The sequence below is a fragment of the Inquilinus limosus genome (assembly GCF_051487185.1).
Lineage (GTDB): Bacteria > Pseudomonadota > Alphaproteobacteria > DSM-16000 > Inquilinaceae > Inquilinus > Inquilinus limosus_F.
In genome coordinates, this window is record NZ_JAHVDK010000033.1 from 69803 (window position 1) to 88025 (window position 18223).

Sequence of the window (18223 nt, forward strand, 5' to 3'; positions counted from 1 at the left end):
TAAGGGGAGGGGCTGCCCTACTTCACCGGCAGCGGCGCGTTCGGCAGGGTCGGGCGGCCGCCGGCGGTCCAGTCCTTCACCCCGCCGGGGAACCAGTGCACGGCGGTGTAGCCCTCGGCCACCGCGCGCTTGGCGGCGTTCCAGGACATCCAGCACTCCGCATCGCAGTAGAACACCAGCGGCCGGGCGCGGTCGCCCAGCGTCAGCGCCGCCAGGGCGTCGCGGAAATAGGCCTCCATCTCCGCCGACAGGGCGCCGTAGCCGGTGTTGGCCAGCCAGACGCTGCCCGGGATGTCGCGCCGCTCCGGCGGCCGCCACAGCGTCCCCGGCGGCAGCTTGTCCGGCCGCGGCGGCTGCGGCAGCACGTCGATCAGCACCACCGGGCCGCTGCGGATCAGCCGCTCCACCGCCGCGGCGTCGACCACCGTGGCGCCCTGCAGCGTCGCCGGGGTCGGCGCCCGGTAGTCCTCCATGCGGTAGCCGTCGGGCTCCGCCGGCTGCTGCGCCGCGGCCGGTGCGGCGGCGAGGCAGAGGGCCAGGACGGCGAGGTGGAGCAGGCAGCGACGCATCCCGGCTCAAAGCATGGGCTGGCCGCGCGCATCGAGCATCGGCACGCCGTACTCCTTCAGGATCGCGGTGATCGCGTCCCGGTTCTCCCGGATCAGCGCGTTGATCCGGTTCTTCCAGTCGCTCTCGCCCGGCCGCACGCCCATGGTGATGTAGAAGTCGAGCCGTGTGTCCTTCGCCTCGTTCGACAGCGGCGTCACCACCAGCGCGTCGCCGTGCTGCCTGGCGAAGTAGCCGGCGATCGGCCCCCACAGCACGGCGACGTCGATCTGCTTGCCCGCCAGGTCCTCGATCATCTGGCGGCCCGGCGCGTCGAAGCGGGTGTCGACGACCAGCGGATAGGGCCGGGCCTGCGCCATCAGCCCGTCGCGCGCCGCCAGGTTGGCGGGCGGCGTGCCGGCGGTGATGCCGAGGCGCAGGGTCTTCAGCCGAGGGTCGGCCAGTCCGGTGAGGTCGGCCAGCTTGTCCTCGCGCCGCGTCACCATGACGTAGCCGGAGCGGTAATAGGGGTTGGTGTTCTGCACCATATCGGCGCCGGCGGCGATGCCCATCACCAGGTCGCAGCGCCGCGCCCGCAGGGTCATGCGCAGGAAGCCGGTCGAGTTCGGGTACCAGGTGTAGCGCACCGGCACGCCGAGCCTGCTCGCCAGCAGCTCGGCGATCCGGTTCTCGAAGCCCTCACCCTTGTCGTTGGAGAAGGGCAGGTTGGCGGGGTCGGCGCAGACCCTGAGCGCCGAACGGTCGATCGCCTCCGGCCGTGGCGGCTCGGCCCGGATCGGGGCGGACAGCAGGACGGCGCCGGCCAGCAGGGCCAGCGCCGCGAGACGCCGGGTCGCGGTCACGCGGGGCGCCCTAGCCCGGCGTCCCCATGCAGGCGGATTCCGCCTCGGCATAGTCCTTGGACTTCTTCTCGAACTTGGCCGGCCGGCCGCGCCCCACGACACCGTCGGACCGGGCCTTGAGATAGGCGTAGATGTCGTTGATGTAGCACATCACGTTCGGGTCCGACCCCAGCGCCGGCATCTTCTTCTCGCTGGCCGTGTTCACGGTCTCCTTGCCGTTCACCACCGTGTCCATGAACTGGTCGAAGGACAGCGTCTTCAGCGAATCGACCAGGCTGGGGGCGAAGCTGCTGCCCTCGCCGTCCGGCCCGTGGCAGACGTAGCAGATGCTGTTGTAGCGGCGGAACCCATTATAGACCAGCCAGTCGACCGTGCCGTCCGCGCCGATGTGGTACGGCTTCTCCTCCTCCGTGGCCGCCGGCGCCGCGGCCGCATTCGCCGCCGGCTGCTGCCCCGCCGGGTCGCTGCTCTTGTCCTGGGCGAAGGTCGCGGCGGCGAAGCCGCCGATCGCGATCAGGCTGCCGGTCAGGAGGGCGGTGCGGAACAGGAAGGCGCGGAAAGGCATCCTCGATCCTCTTGGATGATGTGGCACGTCGGCTTGGCACAGGCCGAAGAAAGAGGAGGCGGGCCGAAGCCCGCCTCCGAGGCACAGGGAGGCTTCAATCGGGAAGGGCGAAGACGGTCAGCGTTCCGCCCAGCTGGGTGTATTGCGACAGCGACTGATAGGCACCGACCGCGCCGAGACCCTCGGTCGGGTTGGTCAGGCCCGCCGCCATCCCGATGCCGGCCCAGCCGCCGACGCCGGAGAGAACGGCAACGTACTGCTTGCCATCGTACGTATAGGTGTTGACGTTGCCGATGATGCCGGAGGGGGTCTTGAACTTGTACAGCTCCTTGCCGGTCTTGGCGTCGACCGCCTTCAGATAGCCCTCCAGCGTGCCGTAGAAGACCACGCCGCCGGCGGTGGCCAAGGCCCCGCTCCAGACCGAGAACGGCTCGGGGATCGACCACACGATCTTGCCCTTCTCCGCATCCCAGGCGATGAAGTTGCCGAGATGGTCGCCACCCGGGGCCGGGTACATGCTCAGCGTCGCGCCGACATAGGGCTGGCCGGCGGTGTAGGCCACCTTGTACGGCTCGTAGTCCATGCAGACATGGTTGGTCGGCACGTAGAACAGGCCGGTGTCCGGCGAATAGGTCGCCGGCTGCTGGTCCTTGGTGCCGAGCGCCGCCGGGCAGATACCCTGCGAGTTGACGTCCTCGCCATTGGCTTCGGTCGAGTACTTCTTGTCGCGCTCCGGCAGGCCGGTCTTCAGGTCGATCTTCGTCGCCCAGTTGACCGCCGGGTCGTATTTCTCGGCCACCAGCAGCTCACCACTCACCCGGTCCATGGTGTAGGCGAAGCCGTTGCGGTCGAAATGGACCAGCAGCTTGCGGTCCTGGCCGTTGAACGGCTTGTCGACCAGGATCATCTCGTTGACGCCGTCATAGTCCCATTCGTCATGGGGCGTCATCTGATAGACCCATTTCGCCATGCCGGTATCAGCGTCGCGGGCGAAGATGGTCATCGACCACTTGTTGTCGCCGGGGCGCTGCACCGGGTTCCAGGTGCTGGGATTGCCGGTGCCGTAATAGATCAGGTTGGTCTCCGGATCGTAGGAGAGCCAGCCCCAGGTGGTGCCGCCGCCGATCTTCCACTGGTCGCCCTGCCAGGTGGTGATGCCGGAATCCTTGCCCACCGGCTTGCCGAGATGGGTGGTCTTCTCCGGATCCATCAGCGTGTCGGCGTCCGGCCCCATCGACCAGGCGGTCCAGGCGACCTTGCCGGTCTTGATGTCATAGGCCGTCACCTTGCCGCGGACGCCGAATTCGCCGCCGGAATTGCCGATCAGCACCTTGTCCTTGACCACCAGCGGCGCCGAGGTGCCGGTCTCGCCCTTGGTCGGGTCGCCGTCCTTGGCGCTCCACGCCACCTTGCCGGTCTTGGCGTCCAGCGCCACCAGCGTTGTGTCGGCCTGGTGCAGGAAGATCATCCCGTCGCCATAGGCGACGCCGCGATTGACGGTGTCGCAGCACATCACCGGGATGACGTTCGGGTCCTGCTTCGGCTCGTACTTCCAGATGATCTTGCCGTTGTTGGCGAGATCCAGGGCATAGACCGTGTTCGGGAACGGCGCATGGACATACATCGTGCTGCCGATCACCAGCGGTCCGCCCTCATGGCCGCGCAGCACGCCGGTGGAAAAGGTCCAGACCGGTTGCAGGGTCTTGACGTTCTCCGCGGTGATCTGCTTCAGCGCGCTGTAGCGCGTGCCGGCATAGTTGCCGAGCGGCGTCACCCACTGGTTGGGGTCTTTCTCCAGCTTGATCAGCTCGTCATTGGCCGACGCGACAGTCGGCAGCGCCGCCAGCGCGAGCACAAGCGCCAAGGCGGTCCCGGAAACGCGCAGCAATCTGGGCATTCGCTCTCCTCCCATTGATCGCGATGCGGGACCCGCGGCAATGCCAGCGGCACGCCGGAGGTCCGCCTCGACGGTCGTTCACGCCATCGGGCCCGGTCGTCATGGCCTCGTCTCCGGGCCTGTTGGTGCTTCATTCGGAAGACGACCGCCATCACTTTGCGGAGACATCCAAATCCCAGTCAATTGCAAACACACAAAATCATATTGTCCTTTGGTACGAAATCCGTTTTTCGCGATTGCGAAGTAAATACTGGATTTATACCAAGGTACAATCTTCAAATATTGATTTCGTGCCCTGGTCGACAGTGCGGGGGTCGGCAGGGGCATAGCGGTCGGGCTGGCAGTGAAACCGGCGCCTCGACCGGATTTTTGCGGTGCGAAAGAAAGCGGCCGCGCCGCTTGTTCAAGGGCCAGGGCAGTACTTCCGCGACACCGGTCCAATCATGTCGCGGCGCCGCTCACGGCATGGGCTGGCCCGGCCGGCAGGCCGGGATCAGCGGGTGGGGGCCGAGGCGGACGAGGCGAAGCGAAAACTCGCGCATCGTCGGCGCGGTGTCGCGCAGCCAGCGGTACTGCACGTCATAGGCCTCGCGCTCGCGCTCCAGCCAGGCGTCGCAGTCGGCCGCCGGCGCCCCGCCCGCGGCGGCGCGCTGCAGGAAATGGGTCAGCTCGTGCACCAGGATGCTGGTGTCGGCCGGGTCGGTGCCGATCCTCAGCCGGTCGTCGAGCGCGATGGTGCCGTCCTGCCCGGCATAGCCCATCACGGCGCAGGGATGGCTGCAGGCCATCGCCTCCAGCGCCGCATGCGGCACCATCAGCACGGTCGGCGGGTCGCCGGGGATCGCATAGCCGGTGTAGCCTGAAACGGCGGTCAGCAGGCTGGCGACCAGCGCGGCCGGGACCGGGCCGGTCATCGAATCTCGTCCCTTGGAACGAATTGACCCGCCGCCGGCCCTTTGCTCTGCTGACCGCCCGACGCGACTGCGGAGCGACCGCCATGAAGGGCTGCGCGATTCTCGCCCTCCTCGCCCCGGCGCTGCTCGCCACGCCTGGCCCGGCGCGGGCGAACGACTATCCGACCCCGGTGGTGGCCGACTACGTGATCGGCTGCATGGCCAGCAACGGCGAGACGCAGGAGATGCTGCAGCGCTGTTCCTGCAGCATCGACACGGTCGCCTCGATCATGCCCTACAGCGCCTATGAGAAGGCCGAGACGGTGCTGCGCATGCAGCTTGCCACCGGCGACCAGGCCGGCATCTTCCGCGAGATGACGATGCTGAAGACCATGGTCGACACGCTGCGCCTGGCCCAGATCGAGGCCGACTTCCGCTGCTTCTGACGCCAGGCCTCGTGCGGCGCAGGTCATGACGACCTGAAACCGTCATGGCGAGGAGCGTAGCGACGTGGCCATCCAGAGGGCTGTGCCGCTGGATGGCCGCGCCCCTTCGGGGCTCGCCATGACGAGGATGGGCTAGGGTTCCAGTCTGGCATGAGCCGTCGCCTCACATCGTCGCCGGCACCGGCCAGGCGCCGGTGAAGACGGCGCCGTCCGAATCCTTGGCGGTCGCGCTCAGCCGCCCGGCCTCCGCCGGGGTGAAGCTGAACTCCACCATCGGGTTCTCGCTCAGCGAGATGTTGCCCTCGACCCGCAGCAGCTCGGCGCCGTCATAGCTGACTTCGATGGTCTCGATGAAGCGCGCCGGGACATAGGTGCGCTTGATCTGGTCCATCTGCATGCCGGAATAGTTCGGGTGCCGGATCAAGAGCTCGACCCGGCTCGGCTGGCCGATCAGCGCCGCGTCCAGGTTCTTGGTCCGCATCTCGCCGAGATGAGCCATGGCCTCATCCGGCGTCTTCATGGCGGGGGCGGAGCAGCCGCCGGCCGCCTTGACGAAGGCGGCGGTCATGAACAGCGATCCGTCGGCGGTCTCGGCCACGGCGTGGATGTTGGTGTACTCGTTCACCCGCACCCTTGTGCCGATGGTCGGGTCGGAGACGCCGTCGCCCAGCCGGAACACCGCGGCGACCGGGGCGGGGTTCTTGTCGACGACCAGGGTGACGGCGCGGATCCGCCCGGCCGGCATGCGCTCGCGGTCGAAGCGGATGGTCACCGGCACCACCGCCGCGTCATAGGCGCGCTGCGGCGCCTCCACCCGCATGAAGGCGCTGCCGTCGGCGACCGGCTTGTCGCCGAAGATCGCGGTCTGCAGCTCGGGCCAGGGATCCGCGTCGGCGGCCCGGGCGGGGGCGGCCAAGGCGACCAGGGCGATCAGCGCCAGGGCAACGGCGTGCTTCGGCATGGCATCCTCCCTTCCGCCTCCCGGCTACTCCCATTCCAGCTCGGTGTACGCCGTGGCGACGTTGCGGTCGTTGTAGTCGTCGAACAGCAGCCAGCGGTCGCGCTCGGACCGGCCGACCGTGGCCACCGCCTGGTCGAGGCTGCGCCCGGCGGCCAGCGCCGCGCGGGTCTCGGTCAGGATCAGGCGAAGATAACGCTCCTCGTCGTCCAGCGCATCCGGCCAGGGGGCGGAGGCCGGGCCATGGCCCGGCACCACCCGCCGGACCCCGCCCTCGCGCCGCAGCCTGGCGATGGCGTCCAGCCAGCCGCGCAGCGAGCCGTCGATCGCCGGCACCCGCTGCAGGAACACCAGGTCGCTGGCGAACAGCGTGCCGGTCGCGGTGTCCAGCACAGTGAGATCGGCATCGGTGTGCGCCGGCGGCCAGGCCTTCAGCTCGAGCGTCCGGCCGCCGAGGTCGAGCGACAGCCGGTCGCGCACCAGGACGGTTGGCGGCACGATCGCGGTGCCCGCGGCGGCGTCGCCCAGCGCCCGGCGCAGCCCGTCGAGATAGGTGTCGGCCCGGGCGGCCAGGCCGCGCGGCATGTTGGCGTGGCCGACGACGGTCGTGAACGGCCCGGCGAAGGCGGCGTTGCCCAGCGCATGATCGGGGTGGAAATGGGTGTTGATGACCCAGCGGATGGGCAGGGTGGTCCGCTGCCATATCGACGCCAGCAGCCGCCGGCCCTCGGCGGCGCTGCCGCCGGTGTCGATCACCGCTGCCGCCTCGTTGCCGACGACGAAGCCGAGATTGGCGATGCCGCCGAGATTCGTTTCCGTCGCCTCCTCATGCGCGCCCTGGAACACGAAGACGCCGGGCGCGACCTCCGTCACCGGCAGCGGCGGGTCGGTCGGTGGGGCAGCCGCGCCGCCCACGAGGCCCAGCGCCAGGGCGCCACCGATCGCGCGTCGGCGGCTCAGTGCCCCCGGCGGGTTCGGATCTCCCTTGCGGTCCGATGACGGCACTCGAATTCTCCCGCAGGACCAGGATCATCAGGCCGCGCTTTTGCCCTGCGGCTGAATTGGACTTTGGTCTCAGTTGCTTCTTCTCGCCTTGTCGGGGCCGGGGGCGGTTCATACAGTCGGGCCAATCCCGCCCGTCGAGCGGGCAGGCGCGGCAGGGCTCCGGCCCAGGCCGATGCCGAAGCGGAACGCCGGCCCGTCCGGCCCAGCAGGAGGACGTCCGAGATGCGAGGTTTTGCGCTCGTTGCGGCAATCGCCGCTCTCGCGCTGCCGATGGCGGCCCAGGCCCAGGACGCGGCCAAGGGCAAGCAGGTTTTCGCCAAATGCCAGGCCTGTCATTCGGTCGACGCCGGCACCAACAAGCTCGGCCCGACGCTGCACGGCGTGATCGGCCGGGCCGCGGCCTCGGTCGACGGTTTCAAGTACTCGGACGCGATGAAGAACGCGCATCTGACCTGGGACGAGGCGACGCTCGACAAGTATCTCGCCAATCCCAAGCAGCTGGTGCCCGGCACCAAGATGGTCTTCCCCGGCCTGCCGAAGGAGGAGGACCGCCAAGCCGTCATCGCCTATCTGAAGGAATCGGGCGCGAGCTGACGATGGGCGCGGGGCGCCCCCTCACCCTCCCACGCGCTTCGCGCGCGGGCCCCTCCCTCTCCCCGAGGAGAGGGGAAGACCGGCCGGGCCTTGATCACCTCTCCTTGGGGAGAGGTCGAAATCGCGCAGCGATTTCGGGTGAGGGGGCGGCGCAGGCCTCTCGGCTTCTGAGCCGTCTCCTCACAGCGCTCGGCCTGGCCGCGGCGCTGCTGGCGTTTCCGGCCGCGGCACAGCAGCAGGCGCCGAAGCTGTCGGTCACCATCGGCTGGCTCAGCGAGGCGATCCCGGAGCCGGAGCCGCTGTCGTTGGTCGAGCCGGTGGCCAAGGACAAAGGGCTGGCCGGCGCCCGCCTCGCCCTCACCGACAACCAGACCACCGGCCGCTTCCTTGGCCAGGACTACAAGCTGGACGAGACGGTCGTTCCCGCCGGCGGCGACCTGGCCGGCGCCGCCGCGGCCATGGCCGGCAAGGGCATCAGGCTGATCGTCGCCGACCTGACGGCCGACCGGCTGTTGCAGCTCGCCGACCTGCCGGAGATGAAGGACGCGGTGATCCTCGACGCCCGCGCCCAGGACGACCGGCTGCGCGTCGCCGACTGCCGCGCCAACCTGTTCCACACCATTCCAAGCCGGGCGATGAAGGCCGACGCCCTGGCCCAGTATCTGGCGTTCAAGCGCTGGACCCGCTGGGTGCTGGTCTCCGGCACGCGAGACGACGACAAGGCCTTCGCCGACGCCATCCGCCGCGCCGCCAAGCGCTACGGCGCCCAGATCGTCGAGGAGCGCACCTACGAGTTCCAGGCCGGCTCCCGCCGCGCCGACACCGGCGAGCAGCAGGTGCAGCGGCAGATGACGCAGCTGACCCAGCGCCTGCCGGACTACGACGTCATGGTCGTGGCCGACGAGAGCGAGGTGTTCGGCGAATACCTGCCCTATCGCACCTGGGATGCGCGGCCGGTCGTCGGCACCCAGGGGCTGGTGCCGACCGCCTGGCATCGCAGTCAGGAGCAGTGGGGCGGCACCCAGATCCAGCGCCGGTTCCAGCGGGCCGCCGGCCGCTGGATGCTGGAGCGCGACTACGCCGCCTGGGCCGCGGTCCGTGCACTGGGAGAGGCGGTGACCCGCACCGGCAAGGCCGATCCCGCCGCGATCCGGTCCTACCTGCTGTCCGACGAGTTCCAGCTCGGCGCCTTCAAGGGCGTGCCCCTGACCTTCCGCCGCTGGGACCAGCAGATGCGCCAGCCGATCCTGCTGGCCTCGCCGATGATGCTGGTCTCGGTCTCACCGCAGGAGGGTTTTCTGCACCAGCGCACGCCGCTCGATACGCTCGGCTATGACGAGCCGGAATCGCAGTGCCGGCTGAACCCGTGAGGAGGCGCGCATGACCAGGTTCGTTCTCCCGACCCTCACCGCAGCGATCTTCCTCGCCACCGCGCAGGCGCAGGCCTTCACCGCCTATGTCTCGAACGAGAAGGGCAACACCGTCAGCGTGGTCGACCTCGACAGCATGGCGGTGACCCAGACCATCCAGGTCGGCCAGCGGCCGCGCGGTATCACCCTCAGCCATGACGGCAAGGTGCTCTATGTCTGCACCAGCGACGACGACCACATCGAGATGATCGACACGGAGACGCTGAAGCCGCTCGGCACCCTGCCCAGCGGCCCGGACCCGGAGCTGTTCGTGCTGGCGCCGGACGGCAAGCGACTCTACGTCGCCAATGAGGACGACAACATGGTCACGGTCCTCGACCTCGAGCAGCGGGCGATGGAGACCGAGGTGCCGGTGGGGGTGGAGCCGGAGGGGATGGGCGTCAGCCCGGACGGCAAATGGCTGGTCAACACCTCCGAGACCACCAACATGGCGCATTTCATCGACACCGAGACGCTGGAGGTGGCCGACAACGTGCTGGTCGACTCCCGGCCGCGCTTCGCCGAGTTCACGCCGGACGGCAAGCAGGTCTGGGTCTCGGCCGAGATCGGCGGCACGGTCAGCGTCATCGACACCGCGTCGCGCCAGGTGGTGAAGAAGATCGGCTTCGAGGTGCAGGGCGTGCGCAAGGAGACGCTCCAGCCGGTCGGCGTGCGCATCACCAAGGACGGCAAGACCGCCTTCGTCGCCCTCGGCCCGGCCAACCGGGTCGCGGTGATCGACACCGCGACCTATGAGGTGACAGACTATCTCCTGGTCGGTCAGCGGGTCTGGCAGCTCGCCTTCACCCCGGACGGGAAGTACCTGGTGTCGACCAACGGCGCCTCGAACGACATCTCGGTGATCGATGTGGCGGAGCGCAAGGTGATCAAGTCGATCCCCGTGGGCGAACTGCCCTGGGGCGTGGCGATCCGGTAAGCCTCACGCTGACATGAAGATGCTTCATCCCCTGTTCTCCTCGGCTGTAGAATCCCCTCTCCTCGGGGAGAGGGAGGGGCCCATTCGCGGCAGCGAATGGGAGGGTGAGGGGGATGGCCGGCGATCGGGAGCGCGAGAGTCGATCCGTGCGGCGGGCGCGGCGCCTACGGCAGAATGCGACCGATGCAGAGAGGAAGCTGTGGTTCGTTCTGTCCCGCCGGCAGGTCGAGGGCGCGAGGTTCCGCCGCCAGCATCCCTTCGGCCCCTACATCCTGGATTTCTATTGCGAGAAGGCGCGCCTCGCCGTGGAGGTCGATGGCGGTCAGCACACGGCCGAACGGGATCAGGCCCGCACGACGTATCTGAATGGACAGGGCGTATCGGTGCTGCGGTTCTGGAATCATCAGGTTCTACTGGAGACCGAGGCGGTGGCCGAGATGATCGCGCACGAACTGCGGCAGCGGGCCACCCCCTCACCCTCCCGCCGCTGACGCGGCGGGCCCCTCCCTCTCCCCGAGGAGAGGGGAAGTGCTGTCGTCGAGCTTTTCATCATGTCCGCGCCCGATAGCGCCATACCAGCCCTCGCCGTCTCCGGCCTCTCCCACCGGATCGGCGGGCGCGAGATCTTGGCCGACATCGAGATCGCGGTGCAGCCCGGCACCTTCACCGTGCTGCTCGGTCAGAACGGCGCCGGCAAGACCACGCTGTTCTCGCTGGTCACCCGGCTCTACACCGCCCGGTCGGGCAGCATCCGGGTGTTCGGCCATGACCTGGCGAACGAGCCCGGCCGGGCGCTGGCGCTGATGGGCGTGGTGTTCCAGCAGCGCGCGCTCGACCCCGACCTCTCGGCCCGGCAGAATCTGCGCTACCACGCGGCGCTGCACGGCATGCCGGGCACGGTCGCCCGGCATCGGATCGCGGCGGAGCTGGAACGCGTCGGCCTGGCCCGCGAGGCCGACCGCAAGATCCGCGGCTTCTCCGGCGGCGAGATGCGGCGGATCGAGATCGCCCGCGCCCTGCTGCACGAGCCCCGGCTGCTGCTCTGCGACGAGGCGACGATCGGGCTCGACATCCGCAGCCGGGCCGCGATCCTGGCCGATGTCCGCGGCCTGGTGCGCGACCGCGGCCTGACCGTGGTCTGGGCCACCCATCTGATCGACGAGGTCGAGGCCGCTGACCCCACCATCATCCTGCATCGCGGCCGCATCCTGCGGCAGGGGCCGGCGGCAGCGATCATCTCCGATCTCGGCGCCGGCGGGCTGCAGGATGCCTTCCGCCGGCTGACGGAGGCGGCATGAGCACGGTCGAGGAAATCGCCCCGCGCGCGCCTCTCGGTGCCGTCTCCGTCGCCGGCGCGCTGCGCTGCCTCAACGGCATCCTGTGGCGCGAGGGGCTGCGCTTCGTGCACCAGCGCACCCGCTTCATCTCGGCCCTGGTGCGGCCCCTGGTCTGGCTGTTCATCTTCGCCGCCGGCTTTCGCTCGGTGCTCGGCGTCTCGATCATCCCGCCCTACGAGACCTACATCCTCTATGACGAGTACATCGTCCCCGGGCTGATCGCGATGATCCAGCTGTTCAACGGGATGCAGAGCTCGCTGTCCATGGTCTATGACCGCGAGATGGGCAGCATGCGGGTGCTGCTGACCAGCCCGATGCCGCGCTGGTTCCTGCTGGCGGCGCGGCTCCTGGCCGGGACGCTGCTGTCGCTGCCGCAGGTCTATGTCTTCCTGCTGATCGCCCGGCTCTGGGGCATCGAGCCGCCGCCGATGGGCTATCTCACGGTGCTGCCGGCCCTCATCCTGTCCGGGCTGATGCTCGGCGCGCTCGGCCTCTTGCTGTCCTCGGCGATCCGCCAGCTCGAGAACTTCGCTGGGGTGATGAACTTCGTGATCTTCCCGATGTTCTTCGCCTCCTCGGCCCTCTACCCCTTGTGGAAGGTGGAGGAAGCGAGCCCGCTGCTGCGTGACGTCTGCGGCCTCAACCCCTTCACCTATGCCGTGGAGCTGGTGCGCTTCGCCCTCTACGGCCAGGTCGACACTCAGTCGCTGCTGCTCGTTCTCGGCTTCGCCGTGGTGTTCCTCGGCGGGGCGATCCTGGCCTATGACCCGGCGCGCGGCCTCGTCGCCCGCGTCCGCGGCCCCGGCGCCGGCTGAAAGGAGGCCCGTCATGGTCCGATCCGCATGGCTTCTCGCGGCGTTCTTGGCACTGGCGCCCGCCTTGGCCTGGGGGCAGGGGACGGCGGCCAATCCGCCCAAGGACGACTGGCCCTGCGTCCAGGTGTTGCAGCCGGAGCTGTCGGTCGGCGCGATGTGGCCGGGCGAGGACCCGACCGCGAGCGGCCCGTCCTGGCGCGAGGACGCGGTGGTGGCGGCGCTGGTCGAGCGGGTGGCGCCGCGCCGGGTGCCGGTCGACGAGGCGACGGCCGAGATCCGCCGCTTCGCCGCCGGCTATGAGGGCGACCGCAAGACGGCGCTGAGCGAGCTCTTCGCCGGGCTGTTCGAGAGCATCAACGGCGAGCGCGCCACCATCATCCGCGGCATCCGACGCTACAACGCCCGGCAGGCGGCGCTGGCGCAGCGGATCGAGGAGACGACCGCGGCGCTGGACGGCGTCGACCCGACCTCGACCGACATGGCCGTGGCGCAGAAGCGGCAGGATCTGGAGCGGCAGCTCTCCTGGGACCAGCGCGTCTTCGACGAGCGCGAGCGCCTGCTGCCGGCGATCTGCGACCAGCCCTTCGTCCTGGAACGCCGCCTGTTCGCATTGTCGCGAACGATCCAGGAGGAGATCGGGAAGTAGGGGGCGATAGATCGAGCTGGACGCCCACGGCCGGCGCCGCCCCCTCACCCGAAATCGCTGCGCGATTTCGACCTCTCCCCAAGGAGAGGTGAAGAAAGCGCTGCACCGAAATCCCTCTCCTCGGGGAGAGGGAGGGGCCCATTCGCGACAGCGAATGGGAGGGTGAGGGGGCTTTCACCGCTCGCCCAAGATCGCCCGGTGGACTCCGCCACCCACCGTTCCAGCGCCTCGACCGTCACCCAGCCCTCGCCGGCGCCCGCGCCGCCGAGATGCCGGTAGGGCGCGTCCGGTTCGCCCAGGTCGGACAGCACCGCCAGCGCATGGCGCAGGTCCTCGTCGCGGCTGTAGAGGCTCGGCGTCGCCAGCACCGGCAGGCCGGCGCGGCGGGCGGCGAGCACGCCGTTGCGCGAATCCTCGATCGCGATGCAGCCGGCCGGATCAAGCCCCATCGCCTCCAGCGCCGCCAGATACACGTCCGGCGCCGGCTTCTTCCGCGGCACCGCGTCGCCCGCGACCGTCACCTCGAACAGCGCCGGCCCCTCCGGCCCCAGCGCCGCCGTCAGCAGCGCCGCGACATTGGCCGGCGTGGTGGTGGTGGCGATCGCCAGCCGCACGCCCTGCCTTCGCGCCTCGGCTAGGAGACGGGCGACGCCGGGGCGCAGGGCCACGGCGCCCGCCGCCACCGTCGCGGTGTAGCGCTCGGTCTTGGCCCGGTGCAGCGCCGCCACGTCGCAGACCGGCGGGTCGGGCAGCCCGGCGAGAAAGCGGGTGACTCGCTCCTTGCCGCCGGTCACGGCCAGCAGCTCGCGGTACTGCTCCCGGCTCCAGCACCAGTTGAGGCCGGCGGCGCGGAAGGCGGCGTTGAAGGACCGGCGGTGCACCTCTTCGGTCTCGGCCAGGGTGCCGTCGACATCGAACAGAATCGCGCGCAGCGCCACGGCTACACCGCCTCGACAAGACCGAGGCATTCGGGCAGGGCGGCGAAGTCGGCCAGGATCCCGTCGGCCTCCCGTCGGTCGACCTCGCCATAGCCGAACGGCACCGCCAGCACCCGCACCCCGGCGGCCCGGGCGGTGGCGATGTCGACCGGGTGGTCGCCGACATAGACCGTGTCCTCGGGGCGGGCGCCGAGCGCCGCGATGCAGGCCAGCAGCGGCTCCGGATCCGGCTTCATGCCGTGGCCGCTGTCGCCGCCGACCAGCGCCCCGACATGCGGCGCGAAGCCCAGCTCCCGCAGCACCGAGCGCGCGGTCCAGGCCGCCTTGTTGGTGCAGATGCCGACGGCGATCCCCGCCGAGGCCAGCGCCGCCACCGCCTCGACCGCGCCGGGATAGGCGGTGGTCCGCGCCGCCGGCGCCGCGGCGTAGTGGTTGAGGAAGCGCCGGGTCATCCACACGGCCCGGCCCGGGTCGACGGCCCGGCCCGGGTCGCAGCCGCGCAGCCGCAGCGCGCCGCGCACCAGGCCGGGCGCGCCATGGCCCATCAGGCCGCGCACCTCGTCCTCGGACAGCGGGTGGATCCCGGCCTCGCGGAACAGCGGCGCCAGGGCGGCGGCGACGTCGGCGACGCTGTCGACCAGCGTGCCGTCCAGGTCGAACACCACCGCGCGGGTGCGGGGCGCGCGGGCGCTCATGCGGCCGCCGACCGGCCGGTCCCTCCTTCGGCGCCGCGGCGGATGGCGGCGATGTTGGCGGCATAGGCGCCGCCGCGGAACACGGCGGAACCGGCGACCAGCACGTCCGCCCCGGCCTCGGCGACCACCGCCGCCGTCTCCGGCGTGATGCCGCCATCGACCTCGAGGCGGATCGGCCGGTCGCCGATCATGGCGCGAAGGCGGCGGATCTTCGCCGCCATGGCCGGGATGAAGGCCTGGCCGCCGAAGCCGGGATTGACCGTCATCGCCAGGATCAGGTCGACCCGGTCCAGCACATGGGCCACCGCCTCCTCCGGCGTCGCCGGGCACAGCGCCACGCCGGCCTGTTTGCCGAGGGCGCGGATGTGCTGCAGCGACCGGTCGAGATGCGGCCCGGCCTCGGCATGCACGGTCATGACGTCCGCGCCGGCCCTGGCGAAGGCGTCCAGATAGGGATCGGCCGGGGCGATCATCAGATGCACGTCGAAGACGCGGTCGCTGTGCGGCCGCAGCGCCTTCACCACGTCGGGCCCGATCGTCAGGTTGGGCACGAAATGCCCGTCCATCACGTCGATATGGATCCAGTCGGCGCCGGCCTCTGCGACCGCGCGCACCTCCTCGCCCAGCCGGGCGAAGTCGGCGGAGAGGATCGAGGGGGCGATGACTGATGAGACGGGGGCGGTCACAGCTTGGCCTCCACTTCCGGCGGCTCGGCCGCGAACACCCGGCTGGCGCGGATGTCGGCCTCGCCGATGGTGACGAGATCCTCGACCGTCAGGTCGGGCGGCATGTCCCGCACCAGCCGATTGGCCTGGCGCAGCCGGGCGCGGTCCAGCGCGTTGCGGATCGACCGTCCGTTGGCGAAATGCGGCAGGCGGATACGGCGGGCGACATAGTCGCGGAAGGCAGCCAGCCCCTCCGGGCTGAAGCGGTAGTTCTGGCGCTCCAGCATGCCCTCGCCGATCGCGATCAGCTCCGCCTCGGTGAAGTCGGGGAATTCGACGTGATGGGCGATGCGCGAGCGGAAGCCGGGATTGCTGGTGAAGAAGGTTTCCATCCGGTCGGCATAGCCGGCAACGATGACGACCAGGTCCTCGCGCTGGTTCTCCATTACCTGCAGCAGGATCTCGATCGCCTCCTGGCCGTAGTCGCGCTCGTTCTCCGGCCGGTACAGGTAATAGGCCTCGTCGATGAACAGCACCCCGCCCATCGCCTTCTTCAGGATCTCCTTGGTCTTGGGCGCGGTGTGGCCGATGTACTGGCCGACTAGGTCGTCGCGGGTGACCGAGACCAGATGACCGCGCCGGACATAGCCGAGCCGGTGCAGGATGTCGGCCATGCGCAGGGCGACCGTGGTCTTGCCGGTGCCCGGGTTGCCGGTGAAGCTCATATGCAGGGTCGGCGCCTCGACCGCGAGGCCCAGCCGGCCCCGGACGCGCTCGACCAGCAGCAGCGCCGCGATCTCGCGGATCCGGGTCTTCACCGGGGCGAGGCCGACCAGCTCGCGGTCGAGCTGGTCGAACACCTCGTCGATCCGGGTCTCGGCGAATTCCTGGCGCAGGTCGATGCGGGCGGGCGCCTCGAGGGCGGCATCGGTCATGGCGGGCCTCTTCGTCTTTTCTGCTATGTCAGCTCTCCCCCTCACCCTCCCGTCGCTTCGCGACGGGCCCCTCCCTCTCCCCAAGGAGAGGGGAAGGGAGGCTGCATCCCATTCACCTCTCCCCCGGGGAGAGGTCGAAATCGCACAGCGATTTCGGGTGAGGGGGGTGGCTCAGGCGCCGGGGGCTAGCGCGGCGCCTCGATCAGCCTCGTCGTGTACCGGATGCTCCGTCCCTCCGCCTCCTGGCGCTCCAGGTGGAATTCCGGCTCCTCGGGCGGGCGGTTGACCAGGAAGGAGATGCGCAGCGACTCCCAGCCATGGGTGGCGTCGAAGCCGGAGATGCGGATGTAGCGGTGGCCATGCACCTTCCGGCACGACGCCAGCTCGGTCATCACCGCGGCGGCATCGCGGATGTCGAACATCGGCAGGCCCCACATCTCCCAATAGGTGTTGCGGGGATGCGGGTCGTCGGTGAACTCGATGTTCACCGCCCAACCGTTGTCGATGCAGTACTGGACCTGGGCGGCGATCTGCCGGTCGGTCAGGTCGGGCAGGAAGGAGAAGCAACCCTGGGTGATGCGCATCGCGGCCTCCTCAGCTGGCGGCGGTGACGGCCGGCACGAAATCCGGCGTGTCGGTCGAGGCGTAGTCGAAGGTGACGTCCTTCCAGACGTCGAGCGCCTGGCGCAGCGGCTGGCAGTGGCGCGCGGCGTCGGCCAGGATCTGCGGCCCCTCGGCCTTGGTGTCGCGGCCCTCGTTGCGGGCCAGGATCATGGCTTCGAGGGCCACGCGGTTGGCGGTGGCGCCGGCCTGGATGCCCATCGGGTGGCCGATGGTGCCGCCGCCGAACTGCAGCACCACGTCCTCGCCCAGATAGTCGAGCAGCTGGTGCATCTGCCCGGCATGGATGCCGCCCGACGCCACCGGCATCACCTTGCGCAGGGACGCCCAGGGCTGGTCGAAGAACACGCCGTTGGCCAGGTTCTGCGGCACCTGGTCCTCGCGGCAGATGTCGTAATAGCCGCGGGTGGTGTGCGGGTCGCCCTCCAGCTTGCCGACCACGGTGCCGGCATGGATGTGGTCGACCCCGGCCAGGCGCATCCACTTCGCGATCACCCGGAACGACACGCCATGCGTCTTCTGCCGGGTGTAGGTGCCGTGGCCGGCGCGGTGCAGGTGCAGGATCATGTCGTTGCGCCTGGCCCATTTCGACATCGACTGGATCGCCGTGTAGCCGATCACCAGGTCGATCATGACGATGACGCTGCCGAGCGATTTGGCGAACTCCGCCCGCTCGTACATGTCCTCCATGGTCGCGGCGGTGACGTTGAGATAGGTGCCCTTGACCTCGCCGGTCACCGCCTGGGCCCGGTTCACTGCCTCCATGCAGTACAGGTACCGGTCGCGCCAGTGCATGAAGGGCTGGGAGTTGATGTTCTCGTCGTCCTTGGTGAAGTCGAGCCCGCCCTTCAGCGCCTCGTAGACCACGCGGCCGTAGTTGCGGCCGGACAGGCCCAGCTTCGGCTTCACCGTGGCGCCCAGGAGCGGCCGGCCGAACTTGTCCAGCCGCTCGCGCTCGACCACGATCCCGGTCGGCGGCCCGTCGAAGGTCTTCACATAGGCGACCGGCAGCCGCATGTCCTCCAGCCGCAGCGCCTTCAGCGGCTTGAAGCCGAAGACGTTGCCGATGATCGACGCGGTCAGGTTGGCGATCGACCCCGGCTCGAACAGGTCGAGGTCGTAGGCGATATAGGCGAAGTACTGGCCTTCCTGGTTCGGCACCGGGTCCACCCGGTAGGCCTTGGCCCGGTACTTCTCGCAGGCGGTCAGCCGGTCGGTCCAGACCACGGTCCAGGTCGCGGTCGAGCTCTCGCCCGCCACCGCCGCCGCCGCCTCGATCGGGTCGACCCCGTCCTGCGGCGTGATCCGGAACAGGGCGATGACGTCGGTGTCCTTGGGCTGGTAGTCGGGCTCCCAATACCCCATCCGCCGGTATTCGAGGACGCCGGCCTTGTAGCGCTCCTTGCCGGTGACGGTGCCGCTCTTGGCGTCGAGGGTCGTGACATTCGTGCTCATGGC

At 69.7% G+C, this 18223-nt stretch carries 21 protein-coding genes; 8 read left to right on the plus strand and 13 right to left on the minus strand.

Annotated elements, in window-relative coordinates; genetic code table 11:
* Window positions 1-17 precede the first annotated feature (17 nt).
* The 5 genes from KXR53_RS29880 to KXR53_RS29900 form a co-directional block, all read right to left on the minus strand.
* Complete coding sequence (locus KXR53_RS29880) at window positions 18-569, minus strand: PQQ-dependent catabolism-associated CXXCW motif protein (protein WP_437379144.1); 552 nt, start codon at window positions 567-569, stop codon at window positions 18-20.
* 6 nt (window positions 570-575) lie between these two features.
* Window positions 576-1409, minus strand: coding sequence for a substrate-binding domain-containing protein (locus KXR53_RS29885; protein ID WP_437379146.1), 834 nt, complete (start codon window positions 1407-1409; stop codon window positions 576-578).
* Between the two features lie 10 nt (window positions 1410-1419).
* Window positions 1420-1974 carry a c-type cytochrome, methanol metabolism-related gene (locus KXR53_RS29890; RefSeq protein ID WP_437379148.1) on the minus strand — a complete coding sequence of 185 codons (555 nt, stop codon included), beginning with the start codon at window positions 1972-1974 and terminating at the stop codon, window positions 1420-1422.
* 94 nt (window positions 1975-2068) lie between these two features.
* Window positions 2069-3871: a lanthanide-dependent methanol dehydrogenase XoxF5 gene (xoxF5, locus tag KXR53_RS29895; RefSeq protein ID WP_437379150.1), complete on the minus strand. Its 1803-nt coding sequence runs from the start codon at window positions 3869-3871 to the stop codon at window positions 2069-2071.
* A gap of 458 nt (window positions 3872-4329) precedes the next feature.
* Window positions 4330-4785 (minus strand): hypothetical protein, encoded by a 456-nt coding sequence (locus KXR53_RS29900; protein WP_437379152.1) that lies wholly within the window; start codon window positions 4783-4785, stop codon window positions 4330-4332.
* Between the two features lie 83 nt (window positions 4786-4868).
* On the opposite strand from KXR53_RS29900, the gene KXR53_RS29905 reads away from it, so the two are divergent.
* Window positions 4869-5210 carry a hypothetical protein gene (locus KXR53_RS29905; protein WP_437379154.1) on the plus strand — a complete coding sequence of 114 codons (342 nt, stop codon included), beginning with the start codon at window positions 4869-4871 and terminating at the stop codon, window positions 5208-5210.
* A gap of 163 nt (window positions 5211-5373) precedes the next feature.
* Here the strand turns inward: KXR53_RS29905 and KXR53_RS29910 are convergent, their stop codons facing one another.
* Together KXR53_RS29910 and KXR53_RS29915 are read right to left on the minus strand one after the other, a co-directional pair.
* Window positions 5374-6171: a quinoprotein dehydrogenase-associated SoxYZ-like carrier gene (locus KXR53_RS29910; protein WP_437379156.1), complete on the minus strand. Its 798-nt coding sequence runs from the start codon at window positions 6169-6171 to the stop codon at window positions 5374-5376.
* A 24-nt stretch (window positions 6172-6195) separates the two neighbouring features.
* The gene (locus tag KXR53_RS29915; protein WP_437379158.1) at window positions 6196-7173 is read right to left on the minus strand and encodes a quinoprotein relay system zinc metallohydrolase 2; all 978 of its coding nucleotides are present in this window, start codon (window positions 7171-7173) and stop codon (window positions 6196-6198) included.
* Window positions 7174-7395: 222 nt separating this feature from the next.
* On the opposite strand from KXR53_RS29915, the gene KXR53_RS29920 reads away from it, so the two are divergent.
* From KXR53_RS29920 to KXR53_RS29950, 7 genes are all read left to right on the plus strand, one after another.
* Entirely contained in the window at window positions 7396-7767 is a 372-nt protein-coding gene (locus tag KXR53_RS29920) for a c-type cytochrome (RefSeq protein ID WP_437379160.1), read from the plus strand.
* Between the two features lie 104 nt (window positions 7768-7871).
* Complete coding sequence (locus tag KXR53_RS29925) at window positions 7872-9137, plus strand: ABC transporter substrate-binding protein (RefSeq protein ID WP_437379162.1); 1266 nt, start codon at window positions 7872-7874, stop codon at window positions 9135-9137.
* 10 nt (window positions 9138-9147) lie between these two features.
* Window positions 9148-10113 (plus strand): YVTN family beta-propeller repeat protein, encoded by a 966-nt coding sequence (locus tag KXR53_RS29930; RefSeq protein ID WP_437379164.1) that lies wholly within the window; start codon window positions 9148-9150, stop codon window positions 10111-10113.
* Between the two features lie 113 nt (window positions 10114-10226).
* Window positions 10227-10604 carry an endonuclease domain-containing protein gene (locus KXR53_RS29935; protein WP_437379166.1) on the plus strand — a complete coding sequence of 126 codons (378 nt, stop codon included), beginning with the start codon at window positions 10227-10229 and terminating at the stop codon, window positions 10602-10604.
* 60 nt (window positions 10605-10664) lie between these two features.
* Window positions 10665-11411, plus strand: coding sequence for an ABC transporter ATP-binding protein (locus KXR53_RS29940; RefSeq protein WP_437379168.1), 747 nt, complete (start codon window positions 10665-10667; stop codon window positions 11409-11411).
* Window positions 11408-12265 (plus strand): ABC transporter permease, encoded by an 858-nt coding sequence (locus tag KXR53_RS29945; protein WP_437379170.1) that lies wholly within the window; start codon window positions 11408-11410, stop codon window positions 12263-12265. Before KXR53_RS29940 ends, KXR53_RS29945 begins: the two co-directional genes overlap by 4 nt.
* Window positions 12266-12278: 13 nt before the next feature.
* The gene (locus KXR53_RS29950) at window positions 12279-12911 is read left to right on the plus strand and encodes a hypothetical protein (RefSeq protein WP_437379172.1); all 633 of its coding nucleotides are present in this window, start codon (window positions 12279-12281) and stop codon (window positions 12909-12911) included.
* A 44-nt stretch (window positions 12912-12955) separates the two neighbouring features.
* Here the strand turns inward: KXR53_RS29950 and KXR53_RS29955 are convergent, their stop codons facing one another.
* The 6 genes from KXR53_RS29955 to KXR53_RS29980 form a co-directional block, all read right to left on the minus strand.
* Window positions 12956-13849 carry an HAD-IA family hydrolase gene (locus KXR53_RS29955; RefSeq protein WP_437379174.1) on the minus strand — a complete coding sequence of 298 codons (894 nt, stop codon included), beginning with the start codon at window positions 13847-13849 and terminating at the stop codon, window positions 12956-12958.
* Between the two features lie 2 nt (window positions 13850-13851).
* Window positions 13852-14544 (minus strand): HAD family hydrolase, encoded by a 693-nt coding sequence (locus KXR53_RS29960; RefSeq protein WP_437379176.1) that lies wholly within the window; start codon window positions 14542-14544, stop codon window positions 13852-13854.
* Window positions 14541-15230 (minus strand): ribulose-phosphate 3-epimerase, encoded by a 690-nt coding sequence (gene rpe, locus KXR53_RS29965; RefSeq protein WP_437379178.1) that lies wholly within the window; start codon window positions 15228-15230, stop codon window positions 14541-14543. The genes KXR53_RS29960 and rpe overlap by 4 nt, the downstream gene beginning before the upstream one ends.
* Window positions 15227-16144 carry a CbbX protein gene (gene cbbX, locus KXR53_RS29970; RefSeq protein ID WP_437379180.1) on the minus strand — a complete coding sequence of 306 codons (918 nt, stop codon included), beginning with the start codon at window positions 16142-16144 and terminating at the stop codon, window positions 15227-15229. Before cbbX ends, rpe begins: the two co-directional genes overlap by 4 nt.
* Window positions 16145-16329: 185 nt before the next feature.
* Complete coding sequence (locus KXR53_RS29975) at window positions 16330-16728, minus strand: ribulose bisphosphate carboxylase small subunit (RefSeq protein ID WP_437379182.1); 399 nt, start codon at window positions 16726-16728, stop codon at window positions 16330-16332.
* 10 nt (window positions 16729-16738) lie between these two features.
* The gene (locus KXR53_RS29980; RefSeq protein ID WP_437379184.1) at window positions 16739-18220 is read right to left on the minus strand and encodes a form I ribulose bisphosphate carboxylase large subunit; all 1482 of its coding nucleotides are present in this window, start codon (window positions 18218-18220) and stop codon (window positions 16739-16741) included.
* Window positions 18221-18223: the final 3 nt, after the last annotated feature.